Raw genomic sequence first — 16859 nt, 5'->3', positions numbered from 1 at the left:
CACGGTGCGTGCCACGCTCAACGGTACGCGAGGCGGGCCTGGTGGAGGTGGGACGACGTGCAGTGGGGCAGCACGGGGTGTGGCGGGGTCCGGCCCGCGGGGAGACGGTGAACAGAGCAGCCACCCCTTCACATCTAACCTACGGAGGCGTAACCTACGGAACCGTAACTTACTTGGAGTGCCGGAGGCCCCATGACCACCAACCCCGGACCCTCAACGGAGCACCCCCGCCCTGAGACCCCCGCAACCGGCGGGGCCGGCGGCGCCGCCTCCGCTCTCGCCAGCGCCGCGAGCGCCGCCAGGGACGCCGCGCGCGAGGCCGCCCTGGCCGTCAAGCCCCGCCTGCGCGGCTGGATCCACGCGGCCACCGCCCCCCTCGCCCTGGCCGCCTGCATCGTGCTCACCGTCCTGGCCGACGGCACCGCCCTGACCTGGGCCTGCGCCGCCTACCTGGTGTGCTCCCTGCTCCTATTCGCCAACTCCGGCGTCTACCACATCTCCAACGGCCGCTTCCCGGCCTCCGTCTCCACCGTCCTGCGGCGCTTCGACCACGCCAACATCTACCTGCTCATCGCCGGGACCTACACGCCGCTGTCGGTGGCGCTGCTCGATGCGCGCACGGCGGCGCTCGTGCTCGGCGTCGTGTGGGGCGGGGCGGCCCTGGGCATCATCACCTCCCTCGTGTGGCCGACGGCGCCGCGCTGGCTGACGACCCTGCTCTACATCGTCCTGGGCTGGGTGGCGCTGTGGTTCCTGCCCCAGTTCTGGCAGTCCGGGGGCCCGGCGATCGTGTGGCTGCTCGTGGCCGGTGGCGTGACGTACACGATCGGCGGCGTCATCTACGCCCGCAAGCGCCCCGACCCGCTGCCCCGCTGGTTCGGTTTCCACGAGGTCTTCCACGTGTGCACCGTGGCGGCCTGGGCCTGCCACTGCGTGGCCTGCTACCTCGCCGTCCTCTGACCCTCTGCGCGCCCCGCCCGCCCCTGCCCGCCACGTGAGTGAGTCCCGTGAGGGCCATCCCTGTACGGCTTGCGCGCCCATGCACGCTCACGCTTTCCGACCTCCGTCAGAAACCGCGGAATTCCGCGGTTTTCTGTCTTGGTGCTCTCGAGTCCTTCGGCTCCCATGTGCATGAGCAACCCCCATGCACATGGGAGCCTCAGAAGCAGTTTTCATCAAAAGAGCCCAAACGGCGGAATAGCAACGAAAAGTCCGAATCGGCCACATCACACCAGTCACATGAGCGTGCAACACCCACACTCATGGGTACGAGTACTGCTCCCCACGGCCACCCCAGCGTGCGGGATCCCGCGCGTGAAGGTGTGGCCGCCCACCCCGGCCTGCGATTCAGCCCGGAGCATGGTTCCGGGACCCGGCGCGGGCCTGCGGCTAAACTATTGAGCTATATGACTCCGGCCTCACCGCCAGGAGCGAGACCTCTCACGTCCCGGCGTCGGACCACCCCGGCGCCGGGAACTGCATTCAAAGGAGACGCCATGTCCGAACCCACCCACGGCACCTGGCTCACCCAGGACGCCTTCGACCGCCTGACCGCCGAGCTCGCTCGTCGCAAGGACACCGACCGCAAGGAGATCGCCCAGCGCGTGGAGGCCGCTCGCCAGGAGGGCGACCTGCGCGAAAACGCCGGCTACCACGCGGCCCGCGAGGAGGCCTCCCTCAACGAGGCGCGCATTGCCCAGCTCACCGAGATGCTGGAGCACGCCCAGATCGGCGCGGTGGTCGACGACGGCACCGTCGCGGCGGGCACGATTGTCACCGCGAGGGTCGCGGGCAAGGAGCAGAGCTTCGCGCTGGGCGGCCAGGAGATCGCGGCCGACGTCCCCGAGGGCGTCAAGGTCTTCTCCCCCGACGCCCCGCTGGGCCAGGCCCTCATGGGGCACAAGGCCGGTGAGAAGGTGTCCTACGCGGCCCCCAACGGTAAGCAGATCACGGCGGAGATCGTCTCGGTCAAGCCCCTCTGACCCCGCCACCACCCCACCCTCCAACTCCTCGGTTTGCTCTGGAGCGTATACGGCACAACGCCGTACGTTCGAGAGCAAACCGAGGAGTTCGGCTACGCCGGCCCATGAGCCCGCGCCACCACACCCTCGCGGAGTCTCGCGATGAGTGAAGCGGGGGTGGCCCACGAGCGCCACCCCGGTAGCGTTCGGCCCATGACGCACGCACGCAGCACCCTCCTGCCGGGCCGCGAGGACTCCCTCCTGCCGGACCCGGGCCACCACGTCGTCCTCCACACGCCGCTGGACGGCCCCTGGCCGGAGGGCACCCGGGTCATCTACCTGGCGGGCGGCTGTTTCTGGGGCGTGGAGCGCTTCCTGTGGCGTCGCCCCGGGGTCGTGTCCACCGCCGTCGGCTACATGGGCGGCACGACGCCGAACGCCACCTACCGCGAGGTCTGCACCGGTCAGACGGGCCATGCCGAGACGGTGCGGGTCGCCTATGACCCGTCCGTGGTGGGCGAGGGCGCCGAGCCGCTGCTGCGCTTCTTCTGGGAGAACCACGACTCCACCCAGCTCAACCGGCATGGCAACGATGTCGGCACCCAGTACCGCTCCGCGGTGTGGACGACAACGCCGGAGCAGGACGCCACGGCGCGCCTGGTCCGGGACCTGTTCCAGGGCGAGCTCACGCGCATGGGCCTGGGCACCTGCCAGACGACGATCGCGGACGCCGCCTCGCTGTACTCGCAGTTCGGCGGCCCCTTCTACCTGGCGGAGGACTACCACCAGGGCTACCTGGCGAAGAACCCTGACGGCTACTGCAACCACGGGCCCAACGGCGTGACCTGCCCGGTCGGCGTTGTCGACCTGCCCGCCCAGGTGGACGTGCTCGCCCCCGAGGACGCGCCCGAGGCGTAGTTCCGACGGCGCACGGCCCGTTGTGGCGGCCCAACTCCGGCCTGTCCACGACCCGTAGTTCCGACGACGCACACACCGTCGGGCGGGCAGCCCACCCGGCCGCGTGTGTCAGGATCAGCCCATGACTGATAGCAGGCACACGGGCGGTGAGCCCCCGTATCGCAGAGGCCCGGCACGCGCAGGTGGACGCTCGGACCGGCCGGACCGGATGGGCCGCGACCACCGAAGCGACCACCGCGGCGGCTACCGCTCCGACCGCCCCCGCCGCGACTACGACGACCAGCCCCGCGAGGGCGCCCTGTCCGACCTCATCGGCCACCTGCACGCCCTCGACAACCGTTCTTACGCGGCCTACAAGGCGATCACCGGCCACTACACGGCCCCCGAGGGCTGGGTGCTGCACGTCGACCGGGTCCAGCCGGACCCCTACGCGCCCCCGACCCACATCCGTATCGAGGTCCCCGCCGACCTGTCGGGCCTTGAGGTGCTGGCCGAGCACGAGCTGCTGTCGACCAGGGACCGCCGCATCGCCGTCGGCGATTTCCTCAGCCGCGAGCTCCACCAGGGGTTCAAGGGCACGAACCTGTCGATCGCGGCGCCCGGCCAGGAGATCCTGGAGCGCTCCTGCGTCACCTTCCTGCCCGGGGCAGTGCCCGGCGCCTGGGTGATCGAGGTGCGTGCCCGCGTCTCGCTGCCCGCACGCGGGCGCTCCATCCAGGGCCACGAGGCCTCACGCATCATCGGACGCGACCTCACGCGGGAGGCGGGCAACGCTCTGGACCTCACGGGCCGGCGCGCCGAGCGTCTGCTGGCGCACGTCGCCGCCCTGGAGGACCACCGGGCGCTGACCGAGGCGCTGCGGGCCAACGACTGGGTCTCCTTCCTGGCCGACGGTTCGCTGCTGCCGCGTCGCTCGGGCGTCTCGGACGAGCCGATGCGCTCGGGCGCGGTGCCGCTGACCGCCCCGGACACGCTCGCGGCGAGCGTGAGCCTGCCGCACGCAGGCACGGTGCGCGGCACCGCCATCGGCCCGGGGGTCACGCTCATCGTGGGCGGCGGCTACCACGGCAAGTCGACCCTGCTGACGGCCATCGAGCGCGGCGTGTACCCGCACGTGCCCGGGGACGGGCGCGAGCTCGTGGCCACGGTCCCCAACGCGGTCAAGGCGCGGGCGGCGGACGGCCGGGCGGTGACGTCGGTGGACCTCACGCCCTTCATCTCGCACCTGCCGGGCGGGCGGGACACGGCCTCCTTCACGACGAAGAACGCCTCGGGCTCGACCTCGCAGGCGGCCTCGCTCATGGAGGCGGTGGAGGCCGGCGCCTCGGCCCTACTGCTGGATGAGGACACGAGCGCGACGAACCTGCTCATCCGGGACTCGCGGATGCGCGCCCTGGTGGCGGATGAGCACGAGCCCATCACTCCGCTGGTGGACCGGGTGGCCGCGCTGGCGCGCGACACGGGCGTGTCGACCGTGCTCGTCATGGGCGGCTCGGGCGACTACCTCGACGTCGCGGACCGGGTGCTGCTCATGGACTCCTACGAGTTGCGTGATGCCACGGCCCGGGCGGCCGCCGTCGTCGCAGAGTTGCCGCGTCCGACGACGGCGCTCAGCTCCTTCCCGACGCCGACGGCGCGGGTTCCGCTGCCGGCACCGGCGCGTGAGCGCCGTGGTCCAGTGCGCACGCGCGCGCGGGGTACGGACGCGCTCACGCTCGACCGTGAGGATGTGGATATCTCCGACGTCGCGGGCATTGTGGACCCTGGCCAGGCCGAGGCTGTTGCCTATGCACTGCGGGCGCTGCTGGAGCAGCGCTTCGACGGTGAGTCGACGCTGGCCGAGTGCCTGGGGGACCTGGAGGCACTGCTGGACGACGAGGGGTTGGACGCCCTGGATGACAGGCCGGCCTTCCTCGTGCGCCCGCGGATGGTGGATGTGGCGGCGGCGGTTAATCGGTACCGCCCACTTGGGGTGGCGGTGGGCGCGCCGACTGTCACCGAGGCCTAGTCAGAAATCTGAGCAGTGACAGGCCGGGCCCCTCATCCGCATGATTCCGCGGATGAGGGGCCCGGCCCGCATGACCTTCCCGTTCTGACTAGGGATGCGTGACACGCTCTTCGGTCAGCACGGGCCGCTGTCCTCAGCGCAGCACCGACAGTGCCCGGTCCTGGAACACGATGGCCTTGACCATGGCCGGGACCTCGCCGTCGTGGAAGGCGGCGGGCGTGAAGTCGCTCATGTTCTCGAAGTCGGTGGCCAGGTTCAGGTTGACCTGGGGGCCGACGACGCCGGTGGTGAAGTTGGCGAGGATGAGACGCAGCGCCTCGATGGGGCGGATGCCAGAGGTAAAGGAGTAGGACACGAGGCCGATGGCCTTGTTCGCCAGGACGGAGGGGGTGATGAAGTCGATGGCGTTCTTCAGGGCCCCGGGGATGGAGTGGTTGTACTCGGGGGTGATGAAGATGTAGGCGTCGTAGGAGGCGAGGACCTCGTTCCACTTCACCGCGGCGGGGTCGGTGGCGGGCCTCTGGGCGGTCGGGTAGTCCTCGACGAAGATCGGCAGGTTGAAGTCGGCGAGGTTGAGGACGGTGGCCTCGACGCCCTCGACGGTGTTGGCCTTGTCGGCCACCCACTGGGCGACGGGACCGCCGACGGAGGCGGGGCGAACGGAACCGGAGATGACGGCGATAGTGGTCATGTGGACTCCTCAGAAGTAGTTGATTCGGAAACTACCTTAGGTCGAAGGTCCGCCACACTCCACAGTCGGCGCCATGAATCCGGCCACACCCCGCCCGCTCGCGGTTGCGTTCGGGGTGAGATCATCATCCGCCATGAACGCGGCCACACCCGCTCAGCGCGCCAGGAAGAACCTCGCCGCCGGGTCCTGGCTCTCCTCACGGTAGGCGTAGCCGAGCCGGTCCATGTGCTCGGTCAGCTCCACATCCCCCTCACCGGCTTCGAAGCCGCACAGGATGCGCCCATAATCCGCGCCGTCCGTGCGGTAGTGGAACAACGTGATGTTCCACCGGGTGCCCAGCACCTCCAGGAAGCGCACGAGCGCCCCCGGAGCCTCGGGGAACTCGAAGGAGAACAGCCGCTCCGCCATCCCGCGCGGCGCCCGCCCGCCGATCATCGAGCGCACGTGCACCTTGGCAAGCTCGTCCTCGGTCAGATCGATGACGCCGTAGCCGCAGCCCTCAAGGTCCGCGACAATCTCCCGGCGCTCCTTGCGCCCATGGCTCAGGCGCACACCGACGAAGATCCGGGCCGGCTCACCCGGCTCGGCACTGGCCGAGACGCGGTAGTTGAACTCGGTGACGGCCCGCCCGCCCAGGATGGAGGCGAAGCGCAGGAACGCCCCCTGGCGCTCAGGGATGGTGACCCCGAGCATGGCCTCGCGCTGCTCACCGATCTCGCTGCGCTCGGAGATGTAGCGCAGCTGGTGGAAGTTGAGGTTCGAGCCCGATAGCACGCAGGCCAGCCGCTCTGCGCTGAGCGCGTGCTCCCCGGCGTACTTCTTCAGGCCCGCGAGCGCGACCGCGCCACTGGGCTCCGGAACGGCGCGCACGTCCTCGAAGAGGTCGCGCACGGCGGCCGAGACCTCGTCGGAGGAGACGGTGACGACATCGTCGAGCAGCGCCCGGCACAGGCGGAAGGTCTCGTCGCCCACGCGGCGCACGGCCACGCCCTCGGCGAAGAGGCCCACGTGCCCGAGGGTGACGGGCTCCCCGGCCTCGAGGGCGGCGCTCAGGCACGCGGACTCCTCATGCTCAACGCCGATGACGGCGATGTCGGGCATGAGGGCCTTGACCAGGACGGCGATACCGGAGACGAGCCCGCCGCCGCCCACGGGGACGAAGACGCGGTCGAGCTGGGCGTCCTGCTGGATGAGCTCGAGGCCGATGGTGCCCTGGCCCGCGATGACGCGCGGGTCGTCGAAGGGGGCGACGTAGGTGCGTCCCTCGGCCTCGGCCCGGCGCCTGGCCTCGCGGGCGGCGGCGTCGAAGTTGTCGCCGAACAGCAGGACCTCACCGCCCAGGGCGCGCACGGCGTCGACCTTGATGCGCGGGGTGACCGTGGGCATGACGATGGTGGCGCTGACGCCGAGCAGGGCGGCCGAGCGGGCCACGCCTTGGGCGTGGTTGCCGGCGGAGGCGGTGATGACGCCGCGGGCACGGGCGGCCTCGTCGAGGCTGCGCATCGCGTTGTAGGCGCCGCGGATCTTGAAGGAGTGGACGGCCTGGAGATCCTCTCGCTTGACCTGGACGGTGCACCCCAGGCGGGCCGACAGGGCGGACATCTCCTGCAGGGGCGTGTGCTCGGCGGCCTCGTAGACGGGGGCGCGCAGCACCTCCTTGAGGTAGCGGGCGGAGTCCCAGGTCATGCCGTCGGTGCCGAGCTCGTTCACGCGCCTCAGGCTAGCGGTCCCCCACCTCCCCGCGAGAACTGGTGTTATCCCCCACGAGAACTGGTGTTATCCCCCACGAGAACTGGGCTGGCCCCGCCGTGGGGGCCGCTGGGACCCGGTCCCGCCGCCAGGAGCCCCCGTGAGGCCCCGGCCTGGCGGGCCGGCCCCGACCCCCGTGAGGCTCCACCCCGCCCCGCCGTCAGGAACGTCCGGTTTGGCGGGAGGGGGCGCCGGCGCGGGAGGCGGCGACGGCGGTGACGCTCAGCAGCACGAGCGCGGCGGCAGGCGTGGACACGGCCCAGGGGGCGCGCTCGATGTAGGGCAGCGCCTCGGCGAGGACGAGCCCCCACTCGGGCTCCGGGGACTGGGTGCCCAGGCCAAGGAACCCGAGCCCGGCCAGGGCAAGGGCGATGCCGGGCAGGCGCAGCGCGGCGTGACGCACGAGCGGCCCGATGACAGCGGGCAGGACCCGGGTGAGCGTCACCCGCGCCCGCCCCTCCCCCAGGACGGGGGCGACGGCGACGTCCGGGCGCTCACGCGCCTCCTGGACGAGGGCGGCGGCGTGGGAGGCCAGCGGCGCCCAGCCGACGCAGGCGACGGCGACGGCGGCGCCGATCGTGCTGGGACCGGTGACGGCGGCGACCATGAGGCCGGCGAGGACGGGGGGTGCGGCGTTGGCGACCTCGACCGGCCCGGTGGAGGCGCGCGGAACGAGCCCGAGGACGAGCCCGATGAGCAGGCACACGGCGGTGACGGCGAGGGCGGCGAGCATGGTGGACACCGCCCCGTGGGCGACGCGGGCGAGCACGTCGCGCCCCAGCGCGTCGGCGCCCAGCGGCAGGGCGGCACCGGGGGCCTCGAGGCGCCCGGCGACGACGCCGTAGGGGTCGCGGCCCATACCGGCGAGGACGAGGAGCGTCAGGACGAGGGTGCCGACGACGGCGACGGCCCGGGCGCCCCGGCCGGTGCCGGTGGCGGTCGGAGCGGCGGCGGTACCGACGCCGCGGGCGCGCCCGAGCAGGAGCAGCCGCGCGCCGGAGGCGAGGGCCCCGGCCCCCAGGGCGAGGACGAGCAGGAGGATGACGCCGGCCTGGAGGGCGGGCACGTCCTGGGAGGTGGCCGAGCCGAGCAGGGCGCGCCCGAGCCCGGGGATGGCGAAGACCTTCTCGACCGCGACCGCGCCCCCGGTCAGGCCGACGACGACGAGCGCGACCTGCCCCGTCAGCGGGGTGAGGGCCCGGCGCAGGACGGCCAGGGCGAGCCCGGGCCCGCGGATGCCGGCGGTGGCCCACGAGGCGACCCACTTCTCGCCGGCCACCGCGGTCACGGCGTCGGAGACGAGGCCGCCGAGCAGGCCGCCGGCGGGCAGGCCGAGCGACAGAGCCGGCAGGACGAGGTGGACGGGCTTGCCCCAGCCGTAGGGCGGAAGCCACCCGGCGTAGACGCTGAGGACCAGCAGGAGCACGGGCGCGAGCAGGTACTCGGGCAGGGAGGTCAGCGCCGCGGCCACCGCCCCGCCCCGGCTGCGGCGGCGTCCGGCCAGGACGTCGCGCAGCGCGGGGACGGCGAGCAGGGCGGTGGTGACGAGGGCGACGCCGAGGGCCGCCCCCATGAGGACGAGGGAGACGCGGAAGGCGTCGAGCGTGCCGGGCCCGACGGGCCCGCCGGAGATCCACGAGGTGCCCAGGTCGCCGCGCACCACACCGGACAGCCAGTACCCGATGGTGCCCAGGGGCCCGCGGTCGAGGCCGAGCCGCTCACGGATCGCGGCGAGCACCTCCGGCGTGGCCTCGCGCTCGGCGGAGGTGGCGCGCAGGATCGTCAGGGCGGGGTCGTGACCGCTGAGCCAGGGCAGGAGCCCGACGAGGGCGATGAGGGCGACAACGGCCAGGGCCCTCGACGCGGCGGTGACGCCGCTACCGCCTGCGAGCCTCCTCATGCGAGGCGGGTGGCGGAGGTGATGAGGGCGCGCTCGCGCGGGTCGCGCTCGGCGCCGGTGACACCGGTCGCCTCGCCCTGCAGGACGCGCTCGTGCAGGAGGGGCACCGCGCAGTCGGTGGCGAGGATGCGGGCCTCCGCCTCGATGATCGCGGCGCGCCGCTCGTCACCGGCCTCGAGGCCGGCGGCGATGGCGAGGGCGGCGTCGACGTCGTCGTCCTGGAGGAAGCACAGGGAGAAGGACCCGGAGGAGGAGAAGTCGGAGACCATGTAGGCGACCGGGTCGCCGGAGTCGAGGACGGTGGCGCGCGACAGGAGGAAGGCGTCGAAGGCGCCGGCGAGGGCGTCGGCCTCGATCTGGGCGTACTCGCGCACGTCCTGGGTGACGGTGAAGCCGACGGCCTCGAGCTGCTGGGCGATGAGGACGACGATCTCGGCGAGCTCGGGGCGGTCGGTGTACGTGCCCAGGGTGATGGCGGTGCCGGCCGGGACCGTGCCGGCGGCCCTCGCCCCCTCGGCCCTGCCGGTCGCGGCGACGCCGTCGGCACCCGCCCAGGCCTCGGAGCCCCAGGCGCGCTGCTCGGCGCTCCAGCCGAGCGCGGGCCCGAGCAGGCCGGCGGCGACGTCGGCGTGGCCCTCGTACATGGTGGTGACGAGGCCGGCGACGTCGATGGCGTCGCGGGCGGCGGCGCGCAGGGCGTGGTCGGCGAAGGCCCCGCTGCGGGTGTTGAGGTAGAGGGTGGCGGTGCGGGGCATGGGGACCTCGTGGAGGAGGGCCTCGTCGATGGTGGCGGCCTGGGAGACGGGGACGGCCTCGACGACGTCGGCCTCACCGGTGCGCAGGGCCGCGCCGCGGGCGGTGCCGTCGGGGACGTAGGAGACGTCGAGCCCGGCGGCGGCGGCCTTCTCACCCCAGTAGTCCTCGTAGCGCTCCAGGGTGGCGGTGGCGGTGCCGCCGACCTCGGTGAGGACGAAGGGGCCGGTGCCGTGGCCCTTGGGGTCGACGGGGCCGTCGGGGCTGAGGTCGGCGGGGTAGGCGGCCGCGGCGAGGATGGCGAGCTGGGGGCTGGACAGGCGCTGCGGGACGAGCGGGTCCGGGCTGGAGGTGGTGATGACGACGTCGTTGCCCTCGGCGACGGCGGTCAGGTCCGTGCCGTCGAGGATGCGCGGCGGGGTGGAGTAGGCGGCGGCGAAGGACAGGTCGGCGGCGGCCTGCTCGGCGGTGAGCGCCGTGCCGTCGTGGAAGGTAACGCCCTCGCGGATGGTGAAGCGCCAGGTGGTGTCGTCCTCGCGGACCCACTCGGTGGCGAGGCCGGGCAGGGCGTTGCCGTCGGCGTCGAGGACGATGAGGGTCTCGGCGGTGGACCAGCGTGAGAGCTTGAAGGCGTCGTCGGACAGCGGGTTGAGGCCGGAGCGCGGCGGCTGGAGCATGGCGATGCGGATGCGCCCGTCGGCGGCACCACCGCCGCTGCCGTTGGTGCCGCCCGAGCAGGCGGCGACGGCGCCTGCTCCGGCTCCGACGGCGAGCAGGGACAGGACGTGGCGGCGGGAGAGCTGTGCGAGGTTCATGCGGCTCCTTGAGGTTGGGCGGGTGCCGGTCAGTCGGCGGGCATGTGGGGGACGGCGTCGCGCAGAGCGCGGGACGCCGGGTGGTGCGGCTCGGTGAGGAGCTGTGCGGTGGGGGCGTCCTCGACGACCTGCCCGTCGTCCATGACGAGGGTGCGCCGGCACACGCGGGCGACGGCGGCAAGGTCGTGGGAGACGACGAGCAGGCCGGGACCGTGCATGTCGGCGGCGGAGGGAGAGGGCGGGCACAGCCCGCCGTCGTCGCTCAGCCCGGCGAGCAGGTCGAGGACCTGGTGCCGCAGGGCGGGGTCGAGGCCGGAGACGGGCTCGTCGAGGAGGAGGAAGCGGGGGGCCGGGGCCAGGGCCCGGGCGAGGGCGACGCGCTGGGCCTGGCCGCCGGAGATCTCGTGGGGGCGGCGCCTCCACAGGTCCCGGGGCAGGTCGAGGGCGGCCAGGAGGGTGTGAGCGGTGGCCTCGTGCTCGTCTGCCCCACCGGGTACGTCGAGGGTACGCAGGGCGCGGGTGACCTGGGTGAGGACGTCGCGGCGGGGGTCGAGGCTGGCGGCGGGGTCCTGGGGCACGTACTGCACGGCCCGGCGGTAGGGGCGCAGGGCTCCGGCGCTGCGCCGCCGGGTGGGGACGGGCTCGCCGTCGAGGAGGATCTGCCCGCCGTCGCCCCGCTGGGGGTGGTCGATGAGGAGCAGGGCGCGCAGGAGCGTCGTCTTGCCGCAGCCGGAGCGCCCGAGGAGGGCGACGGTCTCGGAGCCGGCGAGGTCGAGGTCGAGCCGGTCGAGGACCCGGCGGGGGCGGCCGTCCTCGCCGGGGTAGGAGCGGGTGAGGCGGCGGACGGTGAGCGAGGCCTCGCTCACCTGACGCCCTCCCGGACGGGTGTGGGAGCGTCACCGAAGGCGCGGACGGCGCAGTCGGCGTCGGCCCGAGCCGTGAAGGTGCGGCGGGCCTCGATGGCGGCGCGGGCGCCGGCGAGGGTCTCCTCGCGGGCGGCGGCGCACATGGCGCGAGTGACGGGGTGCTCCGGTGCGGTGAGCACGGTCAGGGCGTCGCCGTGCTCGATGACACGGCCCTCGTGCATGACGACGACGCGGTCGCAGCCGGCGGCGGCGGGCAGGTCGTGGGTGACGAGGAGGAGGGCGGGGGCGCTGTCTCCGAGGGAGGCGAGGACCTCGGTGAGGACGGTGAGGACCTCGGCGCGGGCGAGGACGTCGAGGGCGGTGGTGGGCTCGTCGGTGAGGAGGACGGCGGGGTCGCTGGCGAGGGCGACGGCGAGGGCGGCGCGCTGGCGCTGGCCTCCGGAGAGTCGTCCGGGCACCCGTTCGGCGAGGTCGGCGTCGAGGCCGACGGCGACGATCAGCTCGAGGGCGCGGGCGGTGGCGCTGCGGCGGCCGAGTCCGCGGCTGGTGCCTGCCGCGGCGAGGGCGACCTGGTCGATGACGGGGACGAGCGGGTGCAGGGCGGTGGCGGGGTCCTGCTGGACGAGGGCGATGCGTGCGTCGGCGGGGCGCCTCTGGGCGGGCAGTGCCAGGAGGTTGCGGTCGGGGGCGTCCTCGCGGGCGAGGATTCCGTTGGCCCGGGCATCGGGGGCGAGGGTGCCGGCGACGGCGGCGCAGGTGAGGGACTTGCCGGCTCCGGAGGCGCCGACGAGCGCCGTCGAGGTACCGGGGGCGAGCTCGAGGCTGACGCCGTCGACGAGGCGTCGGCCGGCGATGTCCACCACCAGGTCCTTGAGAATGATTGTCACGCTCATACCCTACGGTTAATTGGGATCCGTTCTCAATTTGCTGGTGCTGTGCCGTCAGACACGCGGGCAGCGCCGCCCTGACGGGGCCGCGCCGGGAGTGGCCGACGGCCCCACCGGCCCCGCCGGATCCGCGCAGCGGCCGGGCCCCGGGGGCGAGGTCCGGGGAGCGGCCGGCCCCTCAGACGTGGCGCCGCTCAGTAGCGAGGCAGCTTCGACAGGTCGCGCACGGCGCCCAGGTCGGCGGAGGTGGCGAGCATCGCGTAGGCCCGCAGGGCGGCGCTCACCTTGCGCGGGCGCGGGGTGTGCGGGGTCCAGGCGGCGTCACCGCGCGCCTCCTCTGCCTCGCGGCGCCGGGCGATCTCCTCCTCGTCAACCTTGAGAACGATGGAGCGGTTCGGGATGTCGATCTCGATGATGTCGCCGGTGCGCACCAGGCCGATGAGACCGCCGGCGGCCGCCTCCGGGGAGACGTGGCCGATCGACAGTCCGGAGGTGCCGCCGGAGAAGCGGCCGTCGGTGAGCAGGGCGCACTCCTTGCCCAGGTGCATCGACTTGATGTACGTCGTCGGATACAGCATCTCCTGCATGCCCGGGCCGCCGCGCGGGCCCTCGTGGTTGATGATGACGACGTCGCCGGCCTTCACCCTCCCGCCGAGAATCCCCTCGACGGCGGCGTCCTGGGACTCGAAGACGACGGCGGGGCCGGTGAAGGTGAGGATGGAGGCGTCCACGCCGGCGGTCTTGACGATGCAGCCCTTGGCGGCAATGTTGCCGAAGAGGACGGCCAGGCCCCCGTCCTGGGAGAAGGCGTGCTCACGGTCGCGGATGGCGCCGGTGGCGCGGTCGGTGTCCAGCTGCTCCCAGCGCGAGGCCTGGGAGAACATCTGGGTGGTGCGCACGCCGGCGGGGGCGGCGAGGTAGCCGGTGCGCACGGCGTCGGAGACGGTGGCGCCGGGGCGGGCGATGTCGTACTCGTCGAGGGCGTCGCGCAGGGTGGTGCCCAGGACGTTGGTCGTCGTCGTGTCGAGCAGGCCGGCGCGGTCGATCTCCCCGAGGATGCCCATGATGCCGCCGGCGCGGTGGACGTCCTCGATGTGGACGAGGTTGGTCGACGGCGCGACCTTGCACAGGTGGGGCACAACGCGCGAGAGGCGGTCGATGTCCGCCATGGTGAAGTCGACCTCGGCGGACTGGGCGGCGGCCAGCAGGTGCAGGACCGTGTTGGTCGAGCCGCCCATGGCGATGTCCAGGCTCATGGCGTTCTCGAAGGCGGCCTTGGTGCAGATCGAGCGCGGCAGGACGGAGGCGTCGTCCTGCTCGTAGTAGCGCTTGGTGATCTCCACGATCTGGCGGCCGGCGACGTCGAAGAGCTCGCCGCGGTCCGCGTGGGTGGCGAGCAGGGTGCCGTTCATCGGCAGGGCGAGGCCCAGGGCCTCGGTGAGGCAGTTCATCGAGTTGGCGGTGAACATGCCCGAGCAGGAGCCGCAGGTGGGGCAGGCCAGGCGCTCGATGGCGCTGATGGTCTCGTCGGAGACGGTGGGGTCGGCGGCGTCCATCATGGCGTCGATGAGGTCGAGCTTGCGCGTGGTGCCGTCGTTGGCGGTCATCTTGCCCGACTCCATGGGCCCGCCCGAGACGAAGACCGTCGGGATGTTGAGTCGCAGGGCGGCCATGAGCATGCCGGGGGTGATCTTGTCGCAGTTGGAGATGCACACGAGGGCGTCGGCGCAGTGGGCGCCCACCATGTACTCCACGGAGTCGGCGATGAGGTCGCGGCTGGGCAGAGAGTAGAGCATGCCGTCGTGGCCCATGGCGATGCCGTCGTCGACGGCGATCGTGTTGAACTCCTTGGCGATGCCGCCGGCCGCCTCGACCTGGCGGGCCACACGGCGTCCGACGTCGCGCAGGCCGACGTGCCCGGGGACGAACTCGGTGAAGGAGTTGGCGATCGCGATGATCGGCTTGCCGAAGTCCGAGTCCTTGACGCCGGTGGCGCGCCAGAGCGCGCGGGCGCCGGCCATGTTGCGGCCGGATGTGGAGGTGGCGCTGCGGTACTGCGGCATGGGCCCGGATACTCCTTACGAGGCGTCATGAACTGGTCACAAGGATAGTGGGGCGGCTCTCGTCGGCGTCGTGGGGGCCATCACCTGGACCAAGGCCGCCCTTACCCGCCCACGGTGGGCCAGCCCGCCCGCTGTAGGCCGGCCGATGGACAACCTGCGCGCACCAGGACGGGTGCGTCATGTCGCGGCGCCCGCGGCGTCCGCATTAGGCCAGCCCGTCCCGCCCGCGCCACCCGCGCCACCCGCGCCGTCCGTCCCGCCCGCGCCACCCGCGCGGCCCAGCGGACTCGGGGACTGGTGTCGATCTCGTTCCTCGCCCGTCGACCTCGTTCCTCGCCCGTTGATCTCGTTCCTCGCCCGTCGACCTCGTTCCTCGCCCGTTGATCTCGTTGCTCAGACGTCGATCTCGTTCCTCGCCCGTCGATCTCGTTGCTCAGACGTTGATCTCGTTGCTTCAACGAACGAGGTGGATGAGCGGGGAACGAGATGGATGAACGCGACAACCACCGTCACCCCGGCGCGAGCCCCGGAGACAGCATCGGGGCGTCCAAGGTGCTCTCACGCACCGTGGACGCCCCGATCGTTCCGCCCTCATCCGGGCTCACCCCGAACAACACCAGTTCTCGCCCCGAACAACACCAGTTCTCGACGGGAATAACACCAGTTCTCGCGGGGGAGGCGGAGAGAGCGGCAGGCGCCAGGTCACATGACGCCGAGGATCTCCGTGACGAAGACAAGGGTGTCGCCACCCTTGATGCCCGCCTGGGGCACGCCGCGGTCGCCGTAGCCGAGGTCGGAGGGGATGGACAGCAGCACGCGGCTGCCGACCCGCTGGCCGACCAGGCCGTCGTCCCAGCCGCGGATCACCATGCCGACGCCGATCTGGAAGTCGAGCGGGGCGCCGCGGTCGTAGGAGTTGTCGAAGACGTTGCCATTCCAGCACTGACCGAGGTAGTGGCAGACGATGTGGTCGCCCGCCTCGACGACCTGGCCGTCACCGGCGTCGAGCACCTGGACCTGCAGGCCCTCGGGGGCCTCGGGGGACGGGAAGGCAAGAACCGGCTTGGTGCCCTTGGCGCCATCGACCGTGGGCATGTTGAGGTTGATCATGGCGCGAGCCTAGCGGGTAGCGGTCGCAGCGCGCGCGACCGGGGCGCCGTCCGGCCTACGCGCGCGACCACCACCCGCCCAGCGCTCAGTCGTCGCCTCGCAGGATCGCGAGGATCCTGAGGATCTCGACGTAGAGCCACACGATGGTGACGGTGAGGCCGAAGGCCCCGGCCCAGGCGTAGCGGGTGGGCAGGCCGCGCTCAACACCGCGCTGGATGGAGTCGAAGTCCATCACCAGGCTGAAAGCGGCCATGACGACGGCGACCCCACCAATGATCAGGCCCAGCGGAATGCCCATGACGGTGACGCCGCGCAGACCCCAGGGGTCGCTCACGAGGCCGGTGACCATGAGGAAGAAGTTGACGAGGCTGAAGACGAGGTAGCCGCCCATGGCGATGAGGAGGATCTTCTGTGCCTTGCCGGAGAGCCGGAAGCCACCGATCGTGTAAGCGGCGAGCATGACGCCGAAGGTGGCGACGGTGCCGACGACGGCCTGCATGACGATGCCGGGGAAGGCCATCTCCATGATGCCGGACAGGGCGCCGAGCATCATGCCCTCGAAGACCGCGTAGGTGAGGATGAGCGCCGGGCTGGGCACCTTCTTGAAGGAGTTGACCAGACCCAGGATGAGGGCGCCGAAGCAGCCGATCACCATCATCCCCACGCCAAGGCTGAAGGTGGCGGGCCTGGTGGCAAGCACCCAGGAGACGCCGCCGACCAGGACGATGATGCCGAACATGACGGCGGTGCGCACAATGACGTCGTCGTAGGTCATGCGGCCGCGGTCGACGTTGGTGGCGGCGGGGGCACCGTACTGGGCCTCAAGACCGGCGAGCTGCTGGGGGCCGACCGGCCCGAACTGCTGACCATTGTGAGGGCCGTACTGCTGCCCGACCTGCTGGCCGTCACCCTGCCCGGGCTGCGGGTACTGCCGACCCTGGTACCCGGGCTGGTAGCCGTAGGGGCCGTAGCCCGTCTGCGGCTGCCCCTGGTAACCGGGCTGATAGCCGGGCATGGTCGGGTAGCCCGCGGGGGTACGGGTGGCGGTCGCCGTCGTCCCCTCCGCGAAGGCCGGGTTGCGGTCGAAGAACGGATTGCTCATGTCCTGTGGTTCTTTCTCGGACGGGGCATAGGGCAG

13 protein-coding genes are annotated in these 16859 nt (G+C 72.4%); 4 read left to right on the top strand and 9 right to left on the bottom strand.

Features of this window, described 5'->3' with window-relative positions; all coding sequences use genetic code 11:
- Positions 1 to 192: 192 nt before the first annotated feature.
- The 4 genes from trhA (at position 193) to ID810_RS01480 (ending at position 4887) form a co-directional block, all read left to right on the top strand.
- Positions 193 to 960 (top strand): PAQR family membrane homeostasis protein TrhA, encoded by a 768-nt coding sequence (gene trhA / locus ID810_RS01495; protein ID WP_166856583.1) that lies wholly within the window; start codon positions 193 to 195, stop codon positions 958 to 960.
- Between the two features lie 536 nt (positions 961 to 1496).
- The gene (locus tag ID810_RS01490; protein WP_166856581.1) at positions 1497 to 1982 is read left to right on the top strand and encodes a GreA/GreB family elongation factor; all 486 of its coding nucleotides are present in this window, start codon (positions 1497 to 1499) and stop codon (positions 1980 to 1982) included.
- A gap of 192 nt (positions 1983 to 2174) precedes the next feature.
- Positions 2175 to 2879 (top strand): peptide-methionine (S)-S-oxide reductase MsrA, encoded by a 705-nt coding sequence (gene msrA / locus ID810_RS01485; RefSeq protein WP_166856579.1) that lies wholly within the window; start codon positions 2175 to 2177, stop codon positions 2877 to 2879.
- A gap of 121 nt (positions 2880 to 3000) precedes the next feature.
- Positions 3001 to 4887: an ABC-ATPase domain-containing protein gene (locus tag ID810_RS01480; RefSeq protein ID WP_188232551.1), complete on the top strand. Its 1887-nt coding sequence runs from the start codon at positions 3001 to 3003 to the stop codon at positions 4885 to 4887.
- A 133-nt stretch (positions 4888 to 5020) separates the two neighbouring features.
- Here the strand turns inward: ID810_RS01480 and ID810_RS01475 are convergent, their stop codons facing one another.
- The 9 genes from ID810_RS01475 to ID810_RS01435 all read right to left on the bottom strand — a co-directional run bounded on the left by ID810_RS01475 (position 5021) and on the right by ID810_RS01435 (position 16823).
- Positions 5021 to 5578: an NADPH-dependent FMN reductase gene (locus tag ID810_RS01475; RefSeq protein WP_166856577.1), complete on the bottom strand. Its 558-nt coding sequence runs from the start codon at positions 5576 to 5578 to the stop codon at positions 5021 to 5023.
- A gap of 153 nt (positions 5579 to 5731) precedes the next feature.
- A complete protein-coding gene (gene ilvA / locus ID810_RS01470; RefSeq protein ID WP_166856631.1) occupies positions 5732 to 7264 on the bottom strand; it encodes a threonine ammonia-lyase, biosynthetic in 1533 nt (510 codons plus the stop codon).
- Between the two features lie 223 nt (positions 7265 to 7487).
- Complete coding sequence (locus ID810_RS01465; protein WP_166856575.1) at positions 7488 to 9227, bottom strand: ABC transporter permease subunit; 1740 nt, start codon at positions 9225 to 9227, stop codon at positions 7488 to 7490.
- Positions 9224 to 10795, bottom strand: coding sequence for an ABC transporter substrate-binding protein (locus ID810_RS01460; protein WP_166856573.1), 1572 nt, complete (start codon positions 10793 to 10795; stop codon positions 9224 to 9226). The genes ID810_RS01465 and ID810_RS01460 overlap by 4 nt, the downstream gene beginning before the upstream one ends.
- Before the next feature lie 29 nt (positions 10796 to 10824).
- Positions 10825 to 11661: an ATP-binding cassette domain-containing protein gene (locus tag ID810_RS01455; RefSeq protein ID WP_166856571.1), complete on the bottom strand. Its 837-nt coding sequence runs from the start codon at positions 11659 to 11661 to the stop codon at positions 10825 to 10827.
- Complete coding sequence (locus ID810_RS01450) at positions 11658 to 12554, bottom strand: ATP-binding cassette domain-containing protein (RefSeq protein WP_166856569.1); 897 nt, start codon at positions 12552 to 12554, stop codon at positions 11658 to 11660. The genes ID810_RS01455 and ID810_RS01450 overlap by 4 nt, the downstream gene beginning before the upstream one ends.
- Before the next feature lie 188 nt (positions 12555 to 12742).
- The gene (ilvD, locus tag ID810_RS01445) at positions 12743 to 14611 is read right to left on the bottom strand and encodes a dihydroxy-acid dehydratase (protein WP_166856567.1); all 1869 of its coding nucleotides are present in this window, start codon (positions 14609 to 14611) and stop codon (positions 12743 to 12745) included.
- A gap of 702 nt (positions 14612 to 15313) precedes the next feature.
- Positions 15314 to 15721, bottom strand: a complete 408-nt coding sequence (locus ID810_RS01440) for an FKBP-type peptidyl-prolyl cis-trans isomerase (protein WP_166856565.1) — start codon at positions 15719 to 15721, stop codon at positions 15314 to 15316.
- Between the two features lie 85 nt (positions 15722 to 15806).
- Positions 15807 to 16823 carry a Bax inhibitor-1/YccA family protein gene (locus ID810_RS01435; protein ID WP_166856563.1) on the bottom strand — a complete coding sequence of 339 codons (1017 nt, stop codon included), beginning with the start codon at positions 16821 to 16823 and terminating at the stop codon, positions 15807 to 15809.
- Positions 16824 to 16859 lie beyond the last annotated feature (36 nt).

Origin of the sequence: Actinomyces respiraculi, assembly GCF_014595995.2 — a bacterium.
GTDB lineage: Bacteria > Actinomycetota > Actinomycetes > Actinomycetales > Actinomycetaceae > Actinomyces > Actinomyces respiraculi.
The sequence above is the reverse complement of the archived record's forward strand: the minus strand, read 5'-3'. Positions and strand labels throughout refer to the sequence as shown.

Excerpts from the sequence above, each read along its gene's own strand:
- trhA (WP_166856583.1), top strand. The coding sequence starts at position 193 with ATGACCACCAACCCCGGACCCTCAACGGAGCACCCCCGCCCTGAGACC.
- ID810_RS01490 (WP_166856581.1), top strand. The coding sequence starts at position 1,497 with ATGTCCGAACCCACCCACGGCACCTGGCTCACCCAGGACGCCTTCGAC.
- msrA (WP_166856579.1), top strand. The coding sequence starts at position 2,175 with ATGACGCACGCACGCAGCACCCTCCTGCCGGGCCGCGAGGACTCCCTC.
- ID810_RS01480 (WP_188232551.1), top strand. The coding sequence starts at position 3,001 with ATGACTGATAGCAGGCACACGGGCGGTGAGCCCCCGTATCGCAGAGGC.
- ID810_RS01475 (WP_166856577.1), bottom strand. The coding sequence starts at position 5,578 with ATGACCACTATCGCCGTCATCTCCGGTTCCGTTCGCCCCGCCTCCGTC.
- ilvA (WP_166856631.1), bottom strand. The coding sequence starts at position 7,264 with ATGACCTGGGACTCCGCCCGCTACCTCAAGGAGGTGCTGCGCGCCCCC.
- ID810_RS01465 (WP_166856575.1), bottom strand. The coding sequence starts at position 9,227 with ATGAGGAGGCTCGCAGGCGGTAGCGGCGTCACCGCCGCGTCGAGGGCC.
- ID810_RS01460 (WP_166856573.1), bottom strand. The coding sequence starts at position 10,795 with ATGAACCTCGCACAGCTCTCCCGCCGCCACGTCCTGTCCCTGCTCGCC.
- ID810_RS01450 (WP_166856569.1), bottom strand. The coding sequence starts at position 12,554 with ATGAGCGTGACAATCATTCTCAAGGACCTGGTGGTGGACATCGCCGGC.
- ilvD (WP_166856567.1), bottom strand. The coding sequence starts at position 14,611 with ATGCCGCAGTACCGCAGCGCCACCTCCACATCCGGCCGCAACATGGCC.
- ID810_RS01440 (WP_166856565.1), bottom strand. The coding sequence starts at position 15,721 with ATGATCAACCTCAACATGCCCACGGTCGATGGCGCCAAGGGCACCAAG.
- ID810_RS01435 (WP_166856563.1), bottom strand. The coding sequence starts at position 16,823 with ATGAGCAATCCGTTCTTCGACCGCAACCCGGCCTTCGCGGAGGGGACG.